Below are 19,620 nucleotides of genomic sequence, written 5' to 3' on the forward strand. Positions count from 1 at the left end.
GGTTATCGTGTTCCCCAGTCGTATTTCTGTTTGGTGAGTTGGAGGTAAAGGAAGCTCTCTGTTGAAGAGACCCCTTCGATTCCGCGAATCTTCTCGTTGAGAAGCTCGATGAGTCCCTGGTCGTCTTCACACACAACCTCGGCGATGATGTCAAAGGACCCCGCGCTGAGCACGACGTAACTGATCTCTGGCATCTCGGCGAGACGGTCTGCGACGATTCGGGTATCCCCTGAAACGCGAATGCCCAGCATGGCTTGTCTGCTGAAGCCGAGCCGCATGGGATCGGTGACAGCGACAATCTGCATAACTCCGGCATCCGTGAGCTTTTGGACCCGTTGACGGACGGCGGCCTCGCTGAGGCCGACGGCCTTACCGATCTCTGCGTACGATCGACGCCCATCGCGCTGTAGCTGCTCGATGATGGCCTTCGATGTGTCATCGAGGGCTGCCGATGTGCGTTTGGTGCTCACGCTACTGATTCTTGCAGTGAAACACTAAAAAAGCAAAGGAATCCGAAGATTCACTATCTCTTTTAAGTAGATTCCATCGCTCTTGCTCTCCGGATCGGGTGGATCGTGCCGTATGTAACTGTTTCGTGAAGAATCATCGCCGCTCCGAGAATTGTTTTGCATCATGTCACGCGATGTGACATATTCAATTCACGAATCGGCAACGCTGCCGATCGCGCGAAATGCGGATTTCGCCTGTGAGAACCAAGGGAGATATCTCATGAACCGTCCGCTTCCCGAAGACCCGATCGTACGCAACATTGTGCAGATGATTCGCGGCGCTCAGATGAACCGACGTCAGCTGCTGCGCGGTGTGGCTGCTGCAGGCGCAGGTGTCGGCGCGCTGGGCCTTGCCTCGTGCGCCGGAGGCGGTGGCGCTGGCGGAGATGGCATCATCTGGGGTAACTGGACCTACTACCTCGACTACGACTCCGATACCGACACGAACCCCTCGCTTGTCGCTTTCACTGAAGAGTCGGGGATCCCGGTTCAGTACATCGAAGACATTGATGACAACAACACGTTCTACGGCAAGATCAAGGACCAGCTGAAGCTTGGCCAGTTCACCGGGTATGACGTGATCACGTTCACCGACTGGATGAACGCGCGCATCATCGAGGCCAACCAGGTGCAGGAGTTTGACTACGCAAACCTGCCCAACGTGAAGAAGAACCTCGTCGATAGCCAGTGGGACGCGCTCGACGTTGACTCCGGCCGCAAGTTCTCGGTGCCGTGGCAGCTGCCTGCATCGGGCTGGGTGTGGAACACGAAGGAGGTGCCGAAGGGAATTAAGACCCTCGACGACTTCTTGCGCCCCGAGCTCAAAGGCAAGGTGGGGGTCCTCTCTGAAATGCGCGACACGATGGGCATGATTCTTGCGGGCCTCGGGTATGACCCCGCCGGCGAGTGGGGCGACAAGGAATTTGACGAGGCGCTCGCATGGCTCGACGACGGCATCAAGAGCGGTCAAATCAAAAACATTAAGGGCAACTCGTACACGCAAGACCTGCAGCGCGGTGACACGCTCGCAGCGATGGCCTGGACGGGTGACGTCATTATGCTCAACGCCGAGAACGACAACCAGTGGACCATGGAGGTGCCCGAGTCGGGCGGCATGATCGCGGCAGACTCGTTCACCGTGCCCAACGGTACGTCGAAGGAAAACAAGGCCAAGGTCGAAGAGATGATCGACTACTACTACGACCCTGTCGTGATGGCGCAGGTCGCTGACTACGCGACGTTTGTGCCTCCGGTGAAGGGCACGCAAGAGGCGATGCGCGAGCTGAACCCCGAGAATGCCGATAACCCGCTCATCTTCCCGAGCGACAAAGACTGGGAGCACCTGCTCACCTTCCGCACACTGTCACCCGAGGACGACAAGAAGTACTCGACCGAATTTCAGAACGTACTGGGGCTCTAAGCATGGCAAACCTCAACTCCTTCGCCGAGGCGGGAGCCGACCTCGAACTCGTCGGCATTCAAAAACGCTTCCCTGGCTTTACAGCCATCGAGCACGTCGATCTCACGATCCCAGCCGGATCTTTTTTCGCGCTGCTGGGTCCCTCAGGCTGCGGCAAAACTACGACCCTGCGGCTTGTCGCCGGGCTTGAGGATCCCACAGAGGGCCGGATCCTGCTCGGCGGCAAGGACGTTACTGAGCTGAAGCCGCACAAGCGGCCCGTCAACACGGTGTTTCAGTCGTACGCGTTGTTTCCGCACATGACGATTCTTGAGAACGTCGCGTTTGGGCTGCGGCGCCGCAAGATCGGATCACCCGTTGCAAAGGCGCACGAGGCACTCAAACTCGTAGAGCTCGATCACGTCGCCGACCGTAAACCCGCACAGTTGTCGGGCGGGCAGCAGCAGCGCGTTGCCCTGGCACGCGCCGTTGTCAACAGGCCAGCGCTGCTGCTGCTTGATGAGCCGCTGGGCGCGCTCGATCTGAAGCTGCGCCGTCAGATGCAGCACGAGTTGAAGCAAATTCAGCAGGAGGTTGGGCTCACGTTCCTCCACGTCACCCACGACCAAGAAGAAGCCATGACCATGGCCGACACGGTCGCGGTGATGAATAAGGGGCGCATCGAGCAGATGGGAGCGCCCGAAGAGTTGTACGAGCTACCCAAGACGGTGTTCGTCGCAAACTTCCTGGGGCAGTCCAACCTGTTCTCGGTAACGGTCGCGGGTGGCACAGATGCGGTGCTACACACCGACTTGAACGGCAACCGCATTTCGCTGCTGCGCTCGCGCAGTGAGCGCGATACGGGTGAGATTACCGTGGGTGTGCGGCCCGAGAAGCTGCGGCTGCACCGCGAAGCCCCGGTAGCAGAGGCGGGCGTCAACATAGTTGGCCCCGGCCGCATTACCGACGTGTCGTTCATTGGTGTGAGCACGCAGTACTCGGTAGAAGTGCCCGGTGCTGGCGACGTGCAAGTGTTCGCTCAAAATGTTGAGGCAGGCCCGGCCGCGCGCGAGGGCGACGAAGTCTGGCTGAGCTGGCTGGCCGAGCACACATTTGGACTTGCAGACGACCGCCTCGAGACAGGTGCGCTCACCGCAGACTTCTCGACGCGGGCGATCGCGACCCAAGCCGCGCTCGCCGAGTAAAGGAGCCTCAGATGGCAATGACAGCCTTCTCGGCGAACGCAAAAACGGTAGATCAGGCTCCCCGCAAGGGCGGGCGTATCGCGCTGGCGCTGCTCGCGCCGGGCATCGCCTACATGCTGCTGTTTTTCGTCGCGCCGTTTATTCAACTTATTCTGACGTCGCTGCAGGCGCCAGACGCGAGCGGTGGTATTGGGCAGTACGTCGCCGCCGCGCAGTTTTCGAACTACTGGGTCGCGATTCAGGAGTACTGGCCGCAGATTGTACGCTCGTTTGTCTACGCTCTCACGGCTACCATCATTGGACTGTTGATCAGCTACCCGCTCGCCTACCTCATTGGCGTAAAGGTGCGTTCGAAGCCGATGTTGCAGGGGATTTTGTTGATCCTCGTCGTGGCCCCGTTTTTTATCAGTTTCCTGCTGCGCACCCTGGCATGGAAGTCGCTCTTGCCGAGTGAGCTTGTCGGCACGCATTTCTCGGTCATTCTGGGTCTTGTCTACAACTTCATTCCCTTTATGGTGCTGCCGATGTTTGCGTCGTTGCAGGCGCTCGATCTGCGGCTCGTCGAGGCCGGCACCGACCTCTACGCATCACCGATGACCGTGTTTCGCAAGGTGACGCTGCCGCTGTCGCTTCCTGGTGTGGTTTCGGGCACGCTGCTGAGCTTCATCCCGATGGCTGGCGACTACGTCAGTGCGTCGCGCGAGTTCTTGGGTGGCACCGAAACGACGATGGTCGGTAACGTCATCGAATCGAACTTCCTGCAAACCCAGAACTACCCGATGGCGGCCTCGCTGTCGATCGTGCTGATGGCGATCATTCTCGTCATTGTCGCGACCTATGTGAAGAAGAGTGGGGCGGAGGATCTGCTGTGAAATCGTTTAGCCTCGGTAAGGCATTTGTGCCGGTGGTCAGCGCGATCACCCTGATCTTTCTACTCACCCCGATTGTGCACGTGATCGTGTTTTCGTTTAATAATGCGGGTCGCAGCAATATTTTGTGGAAGGGCTTCACCCTCGACAACTGGCGTAACCCGTGTGGCGCCCCTCAGGTGTGCACGGCATTTGGTAACAGTATTCTTGTCGGCGTCATTGCCACGGTGGCCGCCACAGTGCTGGGCACGCTGATCGCCCTCGCGCTCGTGCGTTACCAGTTCAAATTCCGCTCGACCATCAGCCTGCTGCTGTTCACTCCGATGGCCACCCCAGAGGTAGTGCTCGGTGCCGGCCTGGCGTCACAGTTTCTGCTCGCCGGTGTCGAAAAAGGTATCGGCACGATCATCCTGGCCCACACGATGTTCTGTATTTCGTATGTTGTGGTTGCCGTGAAGGCGCGCGTGGCGAGCCTCAACCCGGCGATTGAAGAAGCGGGGCGCGACCTCTACGCCCCGCCCGGCCAGGTGTTCTGGCGCATCACGCTGCCCATGTTGATGCCCGGCATTATTGGCGCTGCACTACTCAGCTTCGCCCTGTCGTTCGATGACTTCATCATTACGAACTTCAACTCGGGCACCTCAACGACGTTCCCCAAGTTCATCTACGTGTCAGCGCTTAAGGGCGTACCCGCGCAGGCGAACGTGCTCGCGTCGATCGTGTTTATTGGTGCGCTCGTGCTGGTAATTCTTGTGCAGGTGCTCAACATCAACAAACAAAAGCGGCTGGCACGCCAGTAGCAGCGCAGCTGCACCGCGGTAGCCGGTAACTTGCGGCGCACAAGAGGGGGCGGGAGCATTCCCGCCCCCTCTTATGCGTGCGTTCTTCGGCCTGCGGCACTGATCCGGCACCCCAAATGAACATTGTTCGGTTATTGCGTGTCGCTTTGCGCGGCACCGTTAGATCGCGGCAAGATTGGGGGTTGACAGCGCGAGGGAGCGATGCGGCTCCCTGCGCGATCACGAGGATCGTGAAGGAGAATCGATGTCAAAAACGGCTGTAGCCGGGGTGGCAAAGGGCGCCACCCTCAAACGCAACCTGGGGCTCTGGGCGATCGTCGGCCTGGGGCTCGGATACATGACACCCACGGTCGTGTTCGACACGTTCGGCATGGTGGCGCGCGACACCAACAACGTCGTGCCCATGGCATATCTTGTTGCGCTCGTGGTGATGGTGTTCACTGCGATTAGCTACGGCAAGATGGCCGGTGCGATTCCGAGCGCGGGCTCCGCCTACACCTACGTACGCGAGTCCATGCACCCCAATGTTGGGTTTATGGTCGGCTGGACCGCGCTCATCGACTACATGCTGCTGCCAATGGTCAACTGCCTCATTATTCGCAGCTACCTCGAAGCGATCTTTCCGAACGTGCCCGGCTGGATCTGGGTGGTCGGCTACTGCCTGCTCACCACATCAGTGATCTACCTCACGATGCGCGGCACCTCAAACCTCAACGGTATTCTGCTCGTGTTCTCGCTCGTCGTGATGGTCGTCTTCATCGTCATGGTGTGGGCGCAGCTCGCGGGCGGTGAGGGCGTCGGTACCCTCGCATCGATGGATCCCTTCTTCCACGACGGCGTCACCGCGGGTGCGGTGCTCATGGGGGCGACGATCGTCTGCTTCTCGTTTATCGGATTCGACGCGGTCACGATGTACGTCGAAGAAGCCCGCAGCCCCAAACTGGTGCCGCGCGCCCTGCTGCTCACGGTTGTGTTGGGCGGCGCGATCTTCCTCATCGCTGGCTACTTTGCGCAGCTGCGCTTTCCCGCCTGGGAGGAGTTCGCCCCGGGCGGCGACATGCAGTTCATCGAAGACTCGACGCTGCCGCTCATGGGTGAGGCCGTCGGTGGCCCAGTGCTCATGGCGGTGCTCACCGCCGCGGGGTTTGCCGCGACGCTCGCTTCGGGCCTTGCCTCGCACGCGTCGGTTTCACGCATGCTGCTCGTGATGGGTCGCAACAACGTACTGCCCAAGAAGGCGTTTGGGTTCATTAACCCCAAAACGCACACGCCCACGTTCAATATTGTGCTCACCGGTGTCGTCTGCATGCTCGCGATCGCATTCACGCTCGAGATGATCGCGGCGTTCATCAACTACGGCGCGCTCATCGCGTTCTCGTTCGTCAACCTCTCGGTGATCGCCTGGTTTGCGATCAAGCAGGGTCGCCGCAAGACGCCCGGCGACATCTTCAAGTTCATCGTGATGCCCGTCATCGGCTTCGGCATGACCATCATCTTGTGGGTCAACCTGCACCTCGACGCCCTTATCGGCGGCGTGGCCTGGACCGTGATCGGGTTCTTCTACCTGCTCTACCTCACGAAGGGATTCAAGAAGAAGGTCGCCGCCTTCGACGAGGATCAGCCGGTCACCGGCTTCAATAAGATCCCCGAGGATGTCGAATAGCCCACGCTGCTATGCCCACGGGGCGATCTCGCTCCGGATCCCCGATGCCACCCCGCCCGCTCACGGGCGGGGTTTGGTGTTCAAGCGATAGAATCAATGCATCATGCTCGATATCGATTTCAGTGCACGCATCCGCGCGATCCGCTCCACCTACGCCGACATTGCGGCGGTGACCGACCTGGCGAAGCTCGACCGAGAGATCGCCGAGCTCGAAGAGCAGGCGGTCGCGCCCGGCCTGTGGGACGATCCTGCCGCGGCGCAGAAGGTTACGAGTGGCCTGTCGCACCGCCAGGCGCGCGTCAAGAAGCTGCGCGGCGTGGAAAGTCGCATCGACGATCTTGAGGTGCTCGCAGAGCTTGCGCAAGAGATGGAAGACCCCGACTCTGAGCAAGAGGTGATGGCCGAGCTGGCGTCGCTTGAAGAAGCCATGCAAGACCTCGAAGTGCAGACGATGCTCGGCGGCGAGTACGACGAGCGCGCGGCGGTCGTCACCATTCGCTCGGGGGCGGGCGGCGATGACGCCACAGATTTTGCCGAAATGCTGCTGCGCATGTACCTGCGCTGGGCCGAGGACCACGACGTGCCGGCGAAGGTGCTGGACACCTCGTACGCCGAGGGCGCTGGCATCAAGTCTGCGACGTTCGAATTGAACGCGCCGTACGCGTTTGGCAAGCTCTCTGTTGAAGCGGGCACGCACCGCCTCGCGCGCATCAGTCCGTTCGGCTCCGCCGATAAGCGTCAGACCAGCTTCGCTGGCGTCGAAGTGATCCCGCTGCTCGAAGAGGCCACCGAGGTTGAGATTCCCGAGACCGACATTCGCGTCGACGTGTACCGCTCGAGCGGCCCCGGCGGCCAGTCAGTGAACACCACCGACTCGGCGGTGCGTATTACTCACATTCCCACGGGCATTGTGATCTCGATGCAGAACGAAAAGTCACAGATTCAGAACCGCGCGGCTGCGATGCGGCTGCTGCAAACTCGCCTGCTGCTGTTGCAGAAGGAGCAAGAGGCAGCGAAAAAGAAGGAGCTGGCTGGTTCGGTGACGGCAAGCTGGGGCGACCAGATTCGCTCATATTTCCTGTATGGCCAACAGCTCGTGAAGGACCTGCGCACGGGCTTTGAGTCCTCGCAGCCTGACGCCGTATTTGACGGCGAAATTGACGGGTTTATCGCGGCTGGTATTCGCTGGCGATCGCTCGCAAAGAACGGCTAAAGGCAGCGCGCCTGCGCTTAGTTGTCAGCCCGGGGGCATAGGGTCGACCTGTCATGATTCTCTTCGAAAACGTCACCAAGAAATACCGGGGCACCCAGAAACCCGCGCTCGACGGTATCGACCTCCGTGTCGACCGTGGCGAGTTCGTGTTCATCGTGGGCGCCTCCGGGTCGGGCAAATCAAGCTGCCTTCGGCTGATCCTGCGTGAAGATCAGCCGTCGAACGGCAAGATTCACGTGCTGGGGCAAGACCTCAGCAAGATTTCATCGCGTAAGGTGCCCTATTTTCGGCGCAACCTGGGCACGGTGTTTCAAGACTTCAGGTTGCTGCAGAATAAGACGGTCTACGACAACGTCGCGTTCACGCTGCAGGTGATCGGTAAGTCGCGCGGCTTTATTCAAGAGGCGGTGCCCGACACGCTCGAGATGGTCGGGCTCGCCAATAAGGCGAAGCGGTTTCCGCACGAGCTGTCGGGCGGCGAACAGCAACGCGTCGCGATTGCGCGCGCGATCGTCAACAAACCCGCCATCTTGCTGGCAGATGAGCCGACGGGCAACCTTGACCCGGCCACGAGCCTCGGCATTATGCAGCTGCTGCGCGCCATCAACGCTTCGGGTACGACCGTGGTGATGGCGACACACGAGGCCACGTTTGTGGACATTATGCAGCAGCGTGTGGTTGAGCTCTCGAACGGTATCGTCGTGCGTGACGAGGTTGGCGGCGGCTACGGTGAGACCGCCTCAATTCCCGTGACCGACCTGTCAGAGGAGGGTATGCAGGTGCTGCGCACCACCGAGGCTGTGGTGCGTGCGGCGCTCGCGCCTGAAGAAATGGCGCCCGCCGAAGTGGCGCCCGAGGCCGTCGCTGCCCCTGCCCCCGAGAGTGAAGACCTCGCTGCAGCGCAGGTCTATGCACATCAGGATCCGGATCACGAAGAGCCCGGGCCCGAGGCCATTGCAGCGTCGCCCGCTGCGTCAGAAGACTTGGTGCCCGGAGTGTCGACGACCGACGCGGCTGCGGCTGCGCAGCCGGTCGAAGCTTCGGTGTACCAGGAGCCTGCGCCGTTTGGCGATCCAGACGACGACATGGACGACGACTTCACCGACACGCGCGACGCGGGGCCGCAGGGTAAGCGAATTCCGAGCTTCCTCGACCCAGACCGGCCACTCGACGCGGTGCGCATGTCAGAAACGGGTAGTCTCGCCGAGCACCTCGGGCTGAAACACAGTAACGATGACCAGACAGATGTGGGGCCTGTGCGATGAGAATTGGGCTCGTACTCGGCGAGGTCGCAAGCGGCCTGCGCCGCAACCTTTCAGTGGTGATCTCTGTGATCCTGGTCACGTTTGTGTCGCTCACGTTTGTGGGCGCCGCGATCTTGATGCAGCTGCAGATTCAGCAGATGAAGACGTTCTGGTTTGACCGGGCGCAGGTCGCGGTTTACCTGTGCACGGACTACGACGAGAGCGCCACCTGTGCAGGTAAAGATGCGGGGGAGGAGGAGATCGACGCCGTCGAGGCGGCTCTGGCATCAGACACGCTCGCACCGTACGTTGACGACTACTTCTTCGTGACGCACGAGCAGGCGTTTGAGGAGTTCCAAGAGCAGTTCAAGGGCAACCCGATCCTCGACATCACGCGGCCCGAACAGCTCAACCAGACGTTCTGGGTGAAGCTCAAGGACCCGTCGCGCTCTGAGATTATTCAAGAGACGTTTGCGGGCATTCCCGGTGTGCAGAGCGTGTCTGACCAGCGCAGCCTGCTCGATCGCATCTTCTTGTTCCTCGGGGTCGCAAGCTACACCGCCATCGCGATTGCTGGGCTCATGCTCGTCGCCGCGATGCTGCTCATCTCAACGACGATCAGGCTGTCTGCCTACTCGCGCCGCCGCGAGATCGGCATTATGCGGCTGGTCGGCGCGTCGAACAGGTTCATTCAAACACCGTTCATTCTCGAGGGCATCATCGCCGCCCTCATCGGCGCGGTGCTTGCAGGGGCCGCGTCGGTCGCAATCGTCAAGTTCTTCGTACAGGGGTTCTTGGTAGCCGAGGTGCCGTTCACCAGTTACATCACGGTCGAGCAGGCGCTCGTTGTGCCGCCGATTCTGCTCGCCCTCGGCGCGCTCCTGTCGGCAATCGCCGCGAAGATTGCGATCGCAAGATACCTGCGCGTCTAGTGTGCCAGGCCGCGATAGGCTGGTGAGCTAGCGCCGGATCCCGGGGGTGCGATGCATCGCACCCCCGGGATCCGGATCATGCGGCAGACGCCGCAACCAAGACCCGCGAGGAAGGACGTGACCGTGCCCAAGGAGACCGGTGAGAAGCTGATCGCTTCGAACAAGAAGGCTCGGCATGAGTACCACATCATCGACACCTATGAGGCGGGGATGGTGCTCACCGGTAGCGAGGTGAAGTCGCTGCGTATGGGGCGCGCGTCGCTCGTTGACGGCTACGTCTTTATTGATCGCGGTGAGGCGTGGCTCGACACCGCCTACATTCCCGAGTATTTAAACGGTTCGTGGACCAACCATGCGCCCAGGCGTAAGCGCAAGCTGTTGCTGCACAGGCAGCAGATTGACAAGCTCTACCAAAAGACGCGTGAGGGTGGCATGACGATCGTGCCTCTGCGACTGTACTTTTTGAACGGTCGAGTCAAAGTAGAGATTGCGCTTGCCAAGGGCAAGAAGGAGTACGACAAGCGGCAGGTCCTACGCGAGCGGCAGGATACTCGCGAGGCCGAGCGCGCCATGCGGCAGCGTAACCGCACGGGGGAGTGACGCGCGATTTTATCGCCTGCCCGGCGTGTACGCATTCAAAAGTGTTAGCATGGAGACACCGGCCAGTGGCCGGCCCCACAACTCCATAGCGCGCAATGTGAATGCTCCTGGCTGTACCCGCTTTGCGGGGCAGGTTTCGGGGCCGATCGGTTTCGACACGTCGATTTGAGACTGTGAGAAGCGGGTCGAGGACGCGAAGTTATCTCGTAAACGCCCTTCGCAAAACAATAGGTGCAACTTCTAAGCGCACCGACTTCGCTCTCGCTGCCTAAGCACGAGACCGAGTCCGTCAGACCGGGTTCGCCTCCGCCCCGGTTTCTGGCGTCATTTAGGAGGCTTGCTGGCACGTCGCGTCTCAGGGCGTGCCGGGACTTTTTCTGAGGCTGGGCTCGTCGCACTAGCTGTTCGTGGCAAAGAGCGGAGCCGAGTAGAACGATTTCACGAACTACACCCGTAGAAGGCATGGAATCATCGAAGTGGACCGGGGTTCAATTCCCCGCGGCTCCACCGGAGTTCACACTGCGCGCTGTGGCGTTGCTTGTAGGCTGAAGCACTATGAAGCGCGTTGTCGTTGTGGTGTTAGAGGGCGCGAAGCCGCTCGATGTTGGGATCCCGGCGCAGGTGTTCGCCACCCGTGCGAGTATGCCCTACTCTGTCGAGGTGTGCGGCGTGCACCCGGGCCTTATTACGGGCGGTGACGGCCTCTCGTACCATGTCGAGCACGGCCTTGAAGCGCTTGCAGGTGCCGATCTCGTCTTTATACCGGGGTACCGGCGGCCCAACACGGAGCTTGCGCCGCCAGAGCTGTTGGCCGCATTGCGGGCCGCTCATGCGCGCGGGGCGCGCATTGCGGCTATCTCAACGGGTGCATTTGCGCTCGCTGCTACGGGGCTGCTCAATGGGCGACGTGCGACGACTCACTGGCACTACTCGCACGCGCTGGCAGAGCAGTTTCCAGAAGTGCGGGTCGACGAGCGTGTGTTGTTTGTTGACGAGGGTTCGGTGCTCACGTCGGCGGGGGCTGCGTCAGGTATCGACCTGTGCTTGCATATCTTGCGCCAGGAGGCTGGCATGGCGGCGGCGAACCATGCGGCCAGGCGGCTCGTGGCCGCACCGTACCGCAGCGGTGGTCAGGCGCAGTATGTGCCGCAGAGCGTGCCAGAGCCGCACGGGGAGCGGTTCACGCGCACCCGGCAGTGGGCGCTCGAGCGTCTGGGGGAGCCGCTGTCGATCGAGGCGCTCGCCGAGAACGCGGTGGTGTCGCCGCGCACATTTGCGCGGCGGTTCCGTGACGAAACGGGATACACACCCATGCAGTGGGTGATGCGGGCGCGGGTCGACCGTGCGCGCGAGCTCCTCGAAGAGACTGAACTCGGCGTTGATGCGATCTCGGCGATGGTGGGGCTCGGCACCGCGACGAATCTGCGGCGGTACTTTCGGCGGGTGCTGGGCACAACCCCATCAGAGTACCGACGGGTATTTTCGCGCGAATCGGCTGCCGTTCACCGGGGAGATGCGGGCGTTTTGAGCTAATCAACCTGCATGTCGGGCGTGTTGGCAGTATTCGTTTGAACTGTGGCATTGCTGCCACTGTTCGCGGGGCATTCGATCGACGATGCTGGAGATAGTTAAAGATGTCTCGCGTTGAAAGGGAACAGTTTCATGACTGGTCGAGTGGCTATTAATGGGTTCGGGCGAATCGGGCGCGGTGTGCTGCGTGCAATGCTCGAGCAGGGAAGCGACCTCGAGGTTGTCGCGATTAACGACCTGACCGATCCGGCCACGCTGGCTCACCTGCTGGCGCGTGACAGCGTTTACGGCAAGCTGTCTGAGACTGTTTCGGTCGACGGTGACGAGCTGGTGGTCGGTGACCGGCGCATCAAGATCCTCGCTGAGCGCGACCCCGCAAAGCTGCCCTGGGGTGAGCTGGGCGTCGACGTCGTGCTCGAGTCGACGGGGTTCTTCACCTCGAAGGAGGGTGCACACAAGCACATCGAGGCGGGCGCCAAGAAGGTGCTGGTGTCGGCTCCTGCTGGCGGCGCAGACCTGACGGTTGTCGTCGGCGTCAACGATGACCTGTATGACGCGGCCGAGCACACCATCGTGTCAAACGCATCGTGCACGACGAATGCGCTTGCGCCGCTTGCAAAGGTGCTTGACGACCTCGCTGGTATCGAGCACGGCTTCATGACTACCGTGCACGCCTACACGGGTGACCAGCGTCTCGTCGACGCACCCCACGGTGATCTGCGCCGTGCCCGAGCGGCGGCGCTCAATGTGGTGCCGAGCTCGACCGGTGCTGCTAAGGCGATTGGGCTGGTGCTGCCCAGCCTCGACGGCAAGCTCTCGGGCGACGCGCTGCGGGTGCCGGTGCCGGTGGGGTCGATCGTGGAGCTCAACGCTACGGTCTCGCGCGAGGTGTCGCGTGACGAAGTACTCGCGGCCTACCGTGCCGCTGCTGATGGCCCGCTGGCGGGAGTGCTTGAGTACTCGGAGGAACCGCTCGTGTCGAGCGATATCGTCGGCAACACACACTCATCGATCTTCGACTCAGAGCTGACTCGCGCCGAGGGTAAGCACGTAAAGGTCGTCGCCTGGTACGACAACGAGTGGGGCTTCTCGAACCGTGCCGTTCAGGTGCTCACGCGCCTGGCTGCCTAGCTCGTCAGAAAGGGGCGTCTCGCGGTCTTCCGCGAGGCGCCCCTTTCGCGTCGCCGCCGTGCGGGTGCCCACTCTGGGGAGCTCGCGTCAAATATGCGCGACTACTTCCGCTTATGAGTAAGACTTAAGCGGAACTAGTCGCGCATATTTTCGGGTATCGGGCCGTACTTCGATCGCCACGTTGGCTGACGTGGGTGTCAGTGCTTTAGGCCGCGGGCCGTCGCAGCCGAGCCGCGAGCGCGGCAATCGCACGCCAGCCGAGTAGAAACACGGCGAGTGTCCCTGTCGCGACCAGCACGAACGGTAGTGCCGTTCCTGAGCCGGTGGCGAGACGCAGCAGCATGCCGATAGCGACGGTGCCGAGCCACACGGGTACACCCGTGCGCACGATCGCGAGCGGTCGGCGGAAGGCGAGAGTCATCAGCCACATGATGGCGAGGCCCGCCAGAAACGGCCAGGCCGTCTGCCCGAGCCCCAGCAGGCTCGCATCCCGTGCGTGCTCCGAGCGTCCGAGGGCTGCAAACAGTACAACCAGTGCGATGTCGCAAGCGGCAGCGAACGTGATGGTGAGAAGTGCGGGGCGCCCGGGGCGCGCAGCGGGTGTCTTGGCCATGGTGCTCCCTCTTTACGCGCGTGCGTTCTTGATCGTTGTGAGTACCGCTTCGTGCACCGCACCGTTTGTGGCGAGCGAGCTACCGTTCCACGCGTTTTCGGCGCCGTTGATGTCGGTGAAGCGCCCGCCCGCTTCGCGTACGATCGGCACGAGCGCGCTCAGGTCGTACGGCTTCACGTCAAACTCGGCGACGATGTCCACCAGGCCCTCTGCGAGCAGCATGTATGACCACATGTCTCCGTACGCGCGATCGCGCCACACCGCGCGGCTGAGCGCGATGAGGGGTTCAAGGTATCCCTCCTCGTCCCACTGGGCGATGCTCTGAAAGCTGAGTGAGGCGTGCTCGAGATCTTTGACACCCGAGACGCGCAACCGGCGCGGCGCATCGCCCCGCTGCTGCCCCCAAGCGCCGCTGCCCAGCTCTGCCCACCAGCGCGCTTCAAACGCCGGCGCCGAGACCACTCCAACCGTCGGCACTTCGTCCACCTCAAGTGAGATGAGCGCCGCCCAGTTGGGTACGCCACGCAAAAAGTTTGAGGTGCCATCGATCGGGTCGATGACCCACCGGCGCGAGCCCCGGTCGCTGCGTCCTGACTCTTCGCCAAAGAAGCTATCGTTCGGACGTTCCTCCTCGATCCGGCGCCGGATCGCGGCCTCGACTGCCTGATCTGCGTCGGTGACGAACGTGCGATCTGGTTTGGTTTCGATCGTAAGATCTGCGGCACGAAACCGGGGGAGGGCGATCGAGTCAGCGAGATCGGCGAGCTCGAGTGCAAATTTGAGATCTTCAGAGTGGGTGAAGTGCTGGGCAGTCATCGGCCACGCTTTCCATTAGCGAAGAGTGAAATAACTCGTGGATACGCGAAAGGCCCGACTGTAACAGTCGGGCCTTTCTCATTCTGTACACCCCCGGGACTCGAACCCGGAACCCATTGATCCCAGTTCGGCCAAAGTGTAGGGAGTGACAGAAGCGAATAGGCCCGGTTAGATCGGGTTTCTTTCGATCGTCTTTAACGATAGCAAACGACAGAAAACGACACGAATTAACTCAAAGTCATGAGTTGATCATGATTCCTAGGTCACCAATTCTTCGAGGTGCTCCGCAAAATCGGCCATTATTTCGGCCTGTTCGATGTAGTAGCGCGTGGTCACGTCTGCCGACTCGTGCCCCAACTGTAGCTGCGCGCCAGCCGCCCCCGCTTTACCGTCGAGGTACGTTACTACGGACTTGCGGAAGTCGCGGGGAGTGACGCCCTCAAACGCGGGGTCGTCGGTGATCGCTCGCCACTTGCGGCGGAAGTTGTTCGGTCACTGGTATTCGCCGTTACGTGCCGGGAATACCGGTTCGCCCTCGGCCATCGCGTACTTGTCCCGTAGCAGCTGCACCACGGACATCCGGAGTGTCATGCCGCGCGTCGCCGCGATACTCTTGCCCTCTGGCTGATGTTTCATTCTCTTCGTCTTGGAGTCGGGAACCATCGTGCCCGTGATAAGCAAGATGCCCTTGTCGAGGTCGAGGTCGAGGTCGAGGTCGAGGTCGAGGTCGATGTCTTGCCAGCGGATCGCCAGCAACTCGCCGGTGTGGCACCAGGTCACCGCGAGAAGCTTGAGCGGCACGTTCAGGTCGCGTTGACGTACCGCCGAAGTGATCTCCAAGAGCGCGAGCATCGCTTTCACCTGGTCGGGCTTGAGCGCTTTCACTGCAGCCTGTTTCACTACGACGGGTTTCGTGTTGTTAGCGAGGCTCATTCGCATTGCGTCGTGGCGCACCGCGACCGCGCACATGTTCTCGAGCACCACGCGAATACACTTGGCCGTGGATGGCTTGTCTTTCTGTGCCCGGATGATCTGTTGTTGCCGTGCCACTGTGAGCTGACGTAGCTTCACTGGCGAATAGCCGTATCGAGTAGCGCTAGTCCGCGTATCGCGTACGAAGTCGTGAGATTCGGTGTCCATGAACTCATGAGGTTTGGTGTCCACGATGTTGCGAGGTTACACACTCGATACGTGGACTGGCGCTACTCGATACGGCTATTCGTCAGCTTCACCTCGCCAAGCTCGGGCTTGACGTGGCGGTCATAGTTGGACCGGTACGTGGTGATCGTGCCGTCTTTCGTGCCTTCGTCTTCGAGTTCGGTGAAGTAATATTCTGCAAGGTCATCGAACGTCGACTCCGCCGTGATCGTCCCGTCGCCTGTCGCGGTTTTCGCTAGCTGTTTGAGCGCGGCTGTGAGGTTGCGTTCTGCGGCCGCGCCAGTATCGCCGCGGCGCTGCACGTGGACGCCCATACCGCGCCCGTCGCGACGGTATGCCCGCGCGGCGGGGCCGTGCGGGGTGTCGAAGCGCTTGATCTTCCCCCACTCACCGATCTCTAGCGGGATGCGGGCCATGATGCTTCACCCCGCAGGGCATGGTCAGATAGCGTAGAGAACATCGGATTGTCCTTTCGAGGTGATTCGGTGCGACCCTCGTGGTGTGTGATTGTCTGGCGACGTTTCACACCGCGGGGGGTTTCTTTATTCTCGAGACTGAGTCTGGTCTGCACCCGCGTTCAGGCCTGCTTCGTACGCGCGCTGCAGCTCGGCCTGCTTGACGCCTGCTTCGTACGCGCGCTGGCGTTCCTGCTCGGGCGTAACCCGATGCTTCTTGTTGGAAGCCTTGACTGCGAGCACGATAATGATCACGATCACCGCAATGATGATCAAGATACTGAGCATAAGGGTGAGCGGGTTGAGGTTGCCTAGCATGAGGTGTCCTTTCGGTAATGGCTGGTGGAGTGATTTCTGGTTATGCGGGGATGCAGCGATCCCATTGGCTGGTCATGCTCGATGGGTACGAAATCGCGCTAGGGCAGGGCGACGGAATCACCGCACCCGTACTAGTTTGCGTGAACTGCGGCAAACGAGTCTCTGGAGCGACGATGCGCCGCTCACTCCGACAGCATGCAGCCGACGCGAAATTGCACACGAACGAATGCGAGGCCGCAGAATGAGTATTGCAGAGTTGCAGCTACGCGACGTAACCACCGATGATGGGGGCATGACAGAACGTTACCTATCGACCACAGAAATTGCGCTCCTGTGGGGCGTATCACGCCCCGCAGTGAACAAAGCGTTTGAGGATGTTGAAGCCGACGCGCGTATTGGCGAGGTGCGCGGGTGGACGCATGAAACAGTCGACAAAGTGCAAGCAGCGAGGAACGCGAGCCCTGGCAGAGGTAACTGGGGGCACGCAGCGAAGTCTCCGGGACGACTAATGTGAAGCTTCACATTAACAGTGTTATCGTTCAGTGTTGAACGCCACAGCACCTGTGGAGAACCACCCCACAACGAGGGAAGCTAGCAGAACGTAGGCTTGTGCTTCCTCCGCGGATTGAGGTGTACCTCCGTGACGGTCTGACTGGGCGAACGAAAGGGTTTCGAGCATTCCGATGACCATCGCTCGGTGGTCTGGTACCCCGTCGTCCCTTCGTGCCAGCATCAAACTCCAATCGTCTTTAGATTTGAGCCGCTGAACGATTTTCGACATTCGAAGTCGCATGTCCTTAGGGGTAGCGACAGCGCCAGCCGCAAGCTCGGCGGCCTTCATCGCTTCATTAATCGCCTTCGAGGTATCGGGTTCCAATAGATTCAGTGCTGCCCATGCCTTCCCGAGATGGCTGCCTGCAGACTCTGATGCCATGTCTGCAGAGAGTTGGGCGGCTTCTTCGACTCCCTCGGGAAGGCGTCGGGAAAGCCTGAAGCGGTCATCTCTTTCGACAACTTCTACGCTCGAGCCTGTCTGGACAAGATGCCAGGCTAGGTCCGAAACAGGCTGAGCCGTGCCCATGTAAGAGTGTGGGTCAAAGTCCGCAGCCAGGAGAAAATCCACTACTCGAAGAACATTTTTGTCACCTAACCCAACGATCTTGTCAACGAGCCCGCTCGTCATTACATGCTCTGCATCTGCGGTTATAGGCAACCTTAAGGCGCTTTGGATTTGGTGCATGCGCTGAGGGGACGTGTTTTCGTATCCAGTATGAAGCCGTTCCCAGAGCCAAAGTCGTAGCGGCGCAACAAGCTCTGGGGGGATTTCGTCTCGAACCACTTTTCGGGCCATTACTTCGTCTGTATCCGCATCCCAAGGTATCCATACAGTCATGGCAGGCATCTTATCGATTATCAGGTGGCGCTCGGGGGATAGCCAGATATCCACAGATCGTCGCCAGTAGGCCCGCGCGCACGGTGTATGGGTTGGTGCGGGTGTAATCCGGCACCCTATTCACGTGCAGTGCTACGGGCGCCGCGTCGGCCGTTTTTCAAAGTCATGAGTTAATCATGATTTCGCTTGACCCCAGGAAACAAGAAAGGGCCGAGATCGTGATGATCTCGGCCCTTATCTGTACACCCCCCGGGACTCGAACCCGGAACCCATTGATTAAGAGTCAATTGCTCTACCATTGAGCTAGAGGTGCTTACCGCTGCTGGGCTGTGTGAAACTCTGTGTTTCTCTCTGCCGCGGCAACAAGAATTACTTTAGCACGGCCCTGGGCGGGCTAAAAACTTGACGCATTCGCCCGGGCGTGGCGGGCGGTAACTTCGTTACGAGAACTGGCGTGAGCGGGGTTTGCGTACGAGGAAGCAGGCCGCGACAGCGACCGCCATGATCGAAGCAACCATCACTGCCAAGCGTGCGGTATCGGCGTCGCCGGGGTGTGTGAAGCTCAACTCCGTCACAAGCAGAGACACGGTGAACCCCACGCCGGCGAGCGCGCCCACCCCAATCAGCTCGCGCCACTTCACTGCCGCGTCTAGCTCGGCGCGAGTAAAGCGGGTGAGTAGCCACGTAGTAAGCGCAATGCCAACCGGTTTGCCGACCACGAGCCCAAGCATCACGCCCACGGCGATCGGGTCGAACGGAAAGTTTGATTCTCCGCCGACGGCAACGCCCGCGGCAAAGAATGCAAACAGGGGAACGGCGATGCCCGTCGAGAGCGGGCTGAATCGGTGCTCAAACGCTTGGGCAAGGTCGGTGTTGCGGCGGCCAGAGACAGGAACAATGAATGCCAGTACGACGCCGGCGATGGTGGCGTGAATGCCCGAAGCGTGAAACAGTGCCCAGACAACAATGCCGAGCGGCAACATGACGAGCCAGGGGATCCACGTGCTGCGCGCGAGGCGTGCCGGGAATCGGTGCGCGAAGAATGCGTACAGTGCGAGCGGTACGAGCGAGAGCGCGAGTGGCAGCAGGTTGATTTCGGCGGTGTAGAAGATGGCAATGATGGTGATTGCGATGAGATCGTCGACAACGGCGAGCGTGAGTAGAAATACGCGCAGTGCGGGCGGAATGCGCGGTGCAAGGAGCCCGAGTACGGCCACCGCAAAGGCGATATCGGTCGCGGTGGGAATGGCCCAGCCGTGTGCGCCGGGGCCACCCGAATTCACCGTTGTATAAATGAGCGCGGGTACGATCACGCCACCAAAGGCGGCCACGACGGGCACCACGGCTGTCGAGAACTTGCTCAGTGCACCAAATGCAAACTCACGCTTGAGTTCGAGGCCCACCATAAAGAAGAAGATTGCGAGCAGACCGTCTGCCGACCACTGGCCAAGCGACAGATTGAGGTGCAGCGCCTCGGGCCCCACTCGGGTGTCACGCAGAGCAAAGTAGCCGTCTGCTAGTGGGCTGTTTGCCGCCAAGAAGCCGATCAGCGCCGCGACCATGATGATCACACCGCCCACGAGTTCAGCGCGCAGCAGTCTGCTTACGCGGGCGGCTTCTCGTTTATTGACGAGCGCCAGAATGCGGCGTGTGCGGCCGCGATTGCTGGGAGCTGTGGGAGAGTGGTGGGGGTGTGACATAGGGCACCTTCGCGTTTTACGGGTTGCTGAGCGACTTCGTCGACCAGACTTCCCGACACACCAGTGAACAGC

General features: G+C 60.7%; 19 protein-coding genes, 1 tRNA gene and 1 other RNA gene. 12 read left to right on the forward strand and 9 right to left on the reverse strand.

Annotated elements, in window-relative coordinates:
- Positions 1–2 precede the first annotated feature (2 nt).
- Positions 3–470 (reverse strand): Lrp/AsnC family transcriptional regulator, encoded by a 468-nt coding sequence (locus ACXR2W_RS04885; protein ID WP_458814175.1) that lies wholly within the window; start codon positions 468–470, stop codon positions 3–5.
- Between the two features lie 259 nt (positions 471–729).
- On the opposite strand from ACXR2W_RS04885, the gene ACXR2W_RS04890 reads away from it, so the two are divergent.
- From ACXR2W_RS04890 to gap, 12 genes are all read left to right on the forward strand, one after another.
- Positions 730–1,929, forward strand: a complete 1,200-nt coding sequence (locus ACXR2W_RS04890; protein WP_458814177.1) for an ABC transporter substrate-binding protein — start codon at positions 730–732, stop codon at positions 1,927–1,929.
- A gap of 2 nt (positions 1,930–1,931) precedes the next feature.
- The gene (locus ACXR2W_RS04895) at positions 1,932–3,113 is read left to right on the forward strand and encodes an ABC transporter ATP-binding protein (protein ID WP_458814179.1); all 1,182 of its coding nucleotides are present in this window, start codon (positions 1,932–1,934) and stop codon (positions 3,111–3,113) included.
- An 11-nt stretch (positions 3,114–3,124) separates the two neighbouring features.
- Entirely contained in the window at positions 3,125–3,985 is an 861-nt protein-coding gene (locus tag ACXR2W_RS04900; protein WP_458814181.1) for an ABC transporter permease, read from the forward strand.
- Positions 3,982–4,782, forward strand: coding sequence for an ABC transporter permease (locus ACXR2W_RS04905; RefSeq protein WP_458814183.1), 801 nt, complete (start codon positions 3,982–3,984; stop codon positions 4,780–4,782). The genes ACXR2W_RS04900 and ACXR2W_RS04905 overlap by 4 nt, the downstream gene beginning before the upstream one ends.
- Before the next feature lie 244 nt (positions 4,783–5,026).
- Entirely contained in the window at positions 5,027–6,445 is a 1,419-nt protein-coding gene (locus tag ACXR2W_RS04910) for an APC family permease (protein WP_458814185.1), read from the forward strand.
- A gap of 103 nt (positions 6,446–6,548) precedes the next feature.
- Positions 6,549–7,658 (forward strand): peptide chain release factor 2, encoded by a 1,110-nt coding sequence (gene prfB / locus ACXR2W_RS04915; protein WP_458814187.1) that lies wholly within the window; start codon positions 6,549–6,551, stop codon positions 7,656–7,658.
- A gap of 53 nt (positions 7,659–7,711) precedes the next feature.
- Positions 7,712–8,923 carry a cell division ATP-binding protein FtsE gene (ftsE, locus tag ACXR2W_RS04920; RefSeq protein WP_458814189.1) on the forward strand — a complete coding sequence of 404 codons (1,212 nt, stop codon included), beginning with the start codon at positions 7,712–7,714 and terminating at the stop codon, positions 8,921–8,923.
- Positions 8,920–9,834 (forward strand): permease-like cell division protein FtsX, encoded by a 915-nt coding sequence (gene ftsX / locus ACXR2W_RS04925; protein WP_458814191.1) that lies wholly within the window; start codon positions 8,920–8,922, stop codon positions 9,832–9,834. Before ftsE ends, ftsX begins: the two co-directional genes overlap by 4 nt.
- A 123-nt stretch (positions 9,835–9,957) precedes the next feature.
- A complete protein-coding gene (smpB, locus tag ACXR2W_RS04930) occupies positions 9,958–10,434 on the forward strand; it encodes an SsrA-binding protein SmpB (RefSeq protein WP_458814349.1) in 477 nt (158 codons plus the stop codon).
- 138 nt (positions 10,435–10,572) lie between these two features.
- Positions 10,573–10,944: a transfer-messenger RNA gene (gene ssrA, locus ACXR2W_RS04935) on the forward strand.
- Positions 10,945–10,989: 45 nt separating this feature from the next.
- Positions 10,990–11,967 (forward strand): GlxA family transcriptional regulator, encoded by a 978-nt coding sequence (locus ACXR2W_RS04940; RefSeq protein ID WP_458814193.1) that lies wholly within the window; start codon positions 10,990–10,992, stop codon positions 11,965–11,967.
- A gap of 129 nt (positions 11,968–12,096) precedes the next feature.
- A complete protein-coding gene (gene gap, locus ACXR2W_RS04945) occupies positions 12,097–13,095 on the forward strand; it encodes a type I glyceraldehyde-3-phosphate dehydrogenase (protein ID WP_458814195.1) in 999 nt (332 codons plus the stop codon).
- A 205-nt stretch (positions 13,096–13,300) separates the two neighbouring features.
- On the opposite strand, the gene ACXR2W_RS04950 is transcribed toward gap, so the two are convergent.
- From ACXR2W_RS04950 to nhaA, 8 genes are all read right to left on the reverse strand, one after another.
- The gene (locus tag ACXR2W_RS04950) at positions 13,301–13,708 is read right to left on the reverse strand and encodes a DUF3054 domain-containing protein (protein WP_458814197.1); all 408 of its coding nucleotides are present in this window, start codon (positions 13,706–13,708) and stop codon (positions 13,301–13,303) included.
- 12 nt (positions 13,709–13,720) lie between these two features.
- Positions 13,721–14,524 carry an inositol monophosphatase family protein gene (locus ACXR2W_RS04955; protein ID WP_458814199.1) on the reverse strand — a complete coding sequence of 268 codons (804 nt, stop codon included), beginning with the start codon at positions 14,522–14,524 and terminating at the stop codon, positions 13,721–13,723.
- Positions 14,525–15,016: 492 nt separating this feature from the next.
- Positions 15,017–15,574, reverse strand: a complete 558-nt coding sequence (locus tag ACXR2W_RS04960; RefSeq protein WP_458814201.1) for a site-specific integrase — start codon at positions 15,572–15,574, stop codon at positions 15,017–15,019.
- 152 nt (positions 15,575–15,726) lie between these two features.
- Positions 15,727–16,098 (reverse strand): tyrosine-type recombinase/integrase, encoded by a 372-nt coding sequence (locus ACXR2W_RS04965; RefSeq protein ID WP_458814203.1) that lies wholly within the window; start codon positions 16,096–16,098, stop codon positions 15,727–15,729.
- 126 nt (positions 16,099–16,224) lie between these two features.
- Positions 16,225–16,455 carry a hypothetical protein gene (locus ACXR2W_RS04970; RefSeq protein WP_458814205.1) on the reverse strand — a complete coding sequence of 77 codons (231 nt, stop codon included), beginning with the start codon at positions 16,453–16,455 and terminating at the stop codon, positions 16,225–16,227.
- A 532-nt stretch (positions 16,456–16,987) separates the two neighbouring features.
- A complete protein-coding gene (locus ACXR2W_RS04975) occupies positions 16,988–17,638 on the reverse strand; it encodes a hypothetical protein (RefSeq protein WP_458814207.1) in 651 nt (216 codons plus the stop codon).
- A 451-nt stretch (positions 17,639–18,089) separates the two neighbouring features.
- A tRNA-Lys gene (locus ACXR2W_RS04980) sits at positions 18,090–18,161 on the reverse strand.
- A gap of 127 nt (positions 18,162–18,288) precedes the next feature.
- Entirely contained in the window at positions 18,289–19,548 is a 1,260-nt protein-coding gene (gene nhaA, locus ACXR2W_RS04985) for a Na+/H+ antiporter NhaA (protein WP_458814209.1), read from the reverse strand.
- Positions 19,549–19,620 lie beyond the last annotated feature (72 nt).

The organism is Leucobacter faecis (assembly GCF_054456695.2).

Bases quoted from the DNA above. Each gene is read 5' to 3' on its own strand.
- ftsX (WP_458814191.1), top strand. From the start codon at position 8,920: ATGAGAATTGGGCTCGTACTCGGCGAGGTCGCAAGCGGCCTGCGCCGC.
- ACXR2W_RS04910 (WP_458814185.1), top strand. From the start codon at position 5,027: ATGTCAAAAACGGCTGTAGCCGGGGTGGCAAAGGGCGCCACCCTCAAA.
- nhaA (WP_458814209.1), bottom strand. From the start codon at position 19,548: ATGTCACACCCCCACCACTCTCCCACAGCTCCCAGCAATCGCGGCCGC.
- ACXR2W_RS04890 (WP_458814177.1), top strand. From the start codon at position 730: ATGAACCGTCCGCTTCCCGAAGACCCGATCGTACGCAACATTGTGCAG.
- ACXR2W_RS04965 (WP_458814203.1), bottom strand. From the start codon at position 16,098: ATGGCCCGCATCCCGCTAGAGATCGGTGAGTGGGGGAAGATCAAGCGC.
- ACXR2W_RS04970 (WP_458814205.1), bottom strand. From the start codon at position 16,455: ATGCTAGGCAACCTCAACCCGCTCACCCTTATGCTCAGTATCTTGATC.
- ACXR2W_RS04975 (WP_458814207.1), bottom strand. From the start codon at position 17,638: ATGACGAGCGGGCTCGTTGACAAGATCGTTGGGTTAGGTGACAAAAAT.
- prfB (WP_458814187.1), top strand. From the start codon at position 6,549: ATGCTCGATATCGATTTCAGTGCACGCATCCGCGCGATCCGCTCCACC.
- ACXR2W_RS04950 (WP_458814197.1), bottom strand. From the start codon at position 13,708: ATGGCCAAGACACCCGCTGCGCGCCCCGGGCGCCCCGCACTTCTCACC.
- gap (WP_458814195.1), top strand. From the start codon at position 12,097: ATGACTGGTCGAGTGGCTATTAATGGGTTCGGGCGAATCGGGCGCGGT.
- ftsE (WP_458814189.1), top strand. From the start codon at position 7,712: ATGATTCTCTTCGAAAACGTCACCAAGAAATACCGGGGCACCCAGAAA.
- ACXR2W_RS04895 (WP_458814179.1), top strand. From the start codon at position 1,932: ATGGCAAACCTCAACTCCTTCGCCGAGGCGGGAGCCGACCTCGAACTC.
- ACXR2W_RS04940 (WP_458814193.1), top strand. From the start codon at position 10,990: ATGAAGCGCGTTGTCGTTGTGGTGTTAGAGGGCGCGAAGCCGCTCGAT.
- ACXR2W_RS04900 (WP_458814181.1), top strand. From the start codon at position 3,125: ATGGCAATGACAGCCTTCTCGGCGAACGCAAAAACGGTAGATCAGGCT.
- ACXR2W_RS04955 (WP_458814199.1), bottom strand. From the start codon at position 14,524: ATGACTGCCCAGCACTTCACCCACTCTGAAGATCTCAAATTTGCACTC.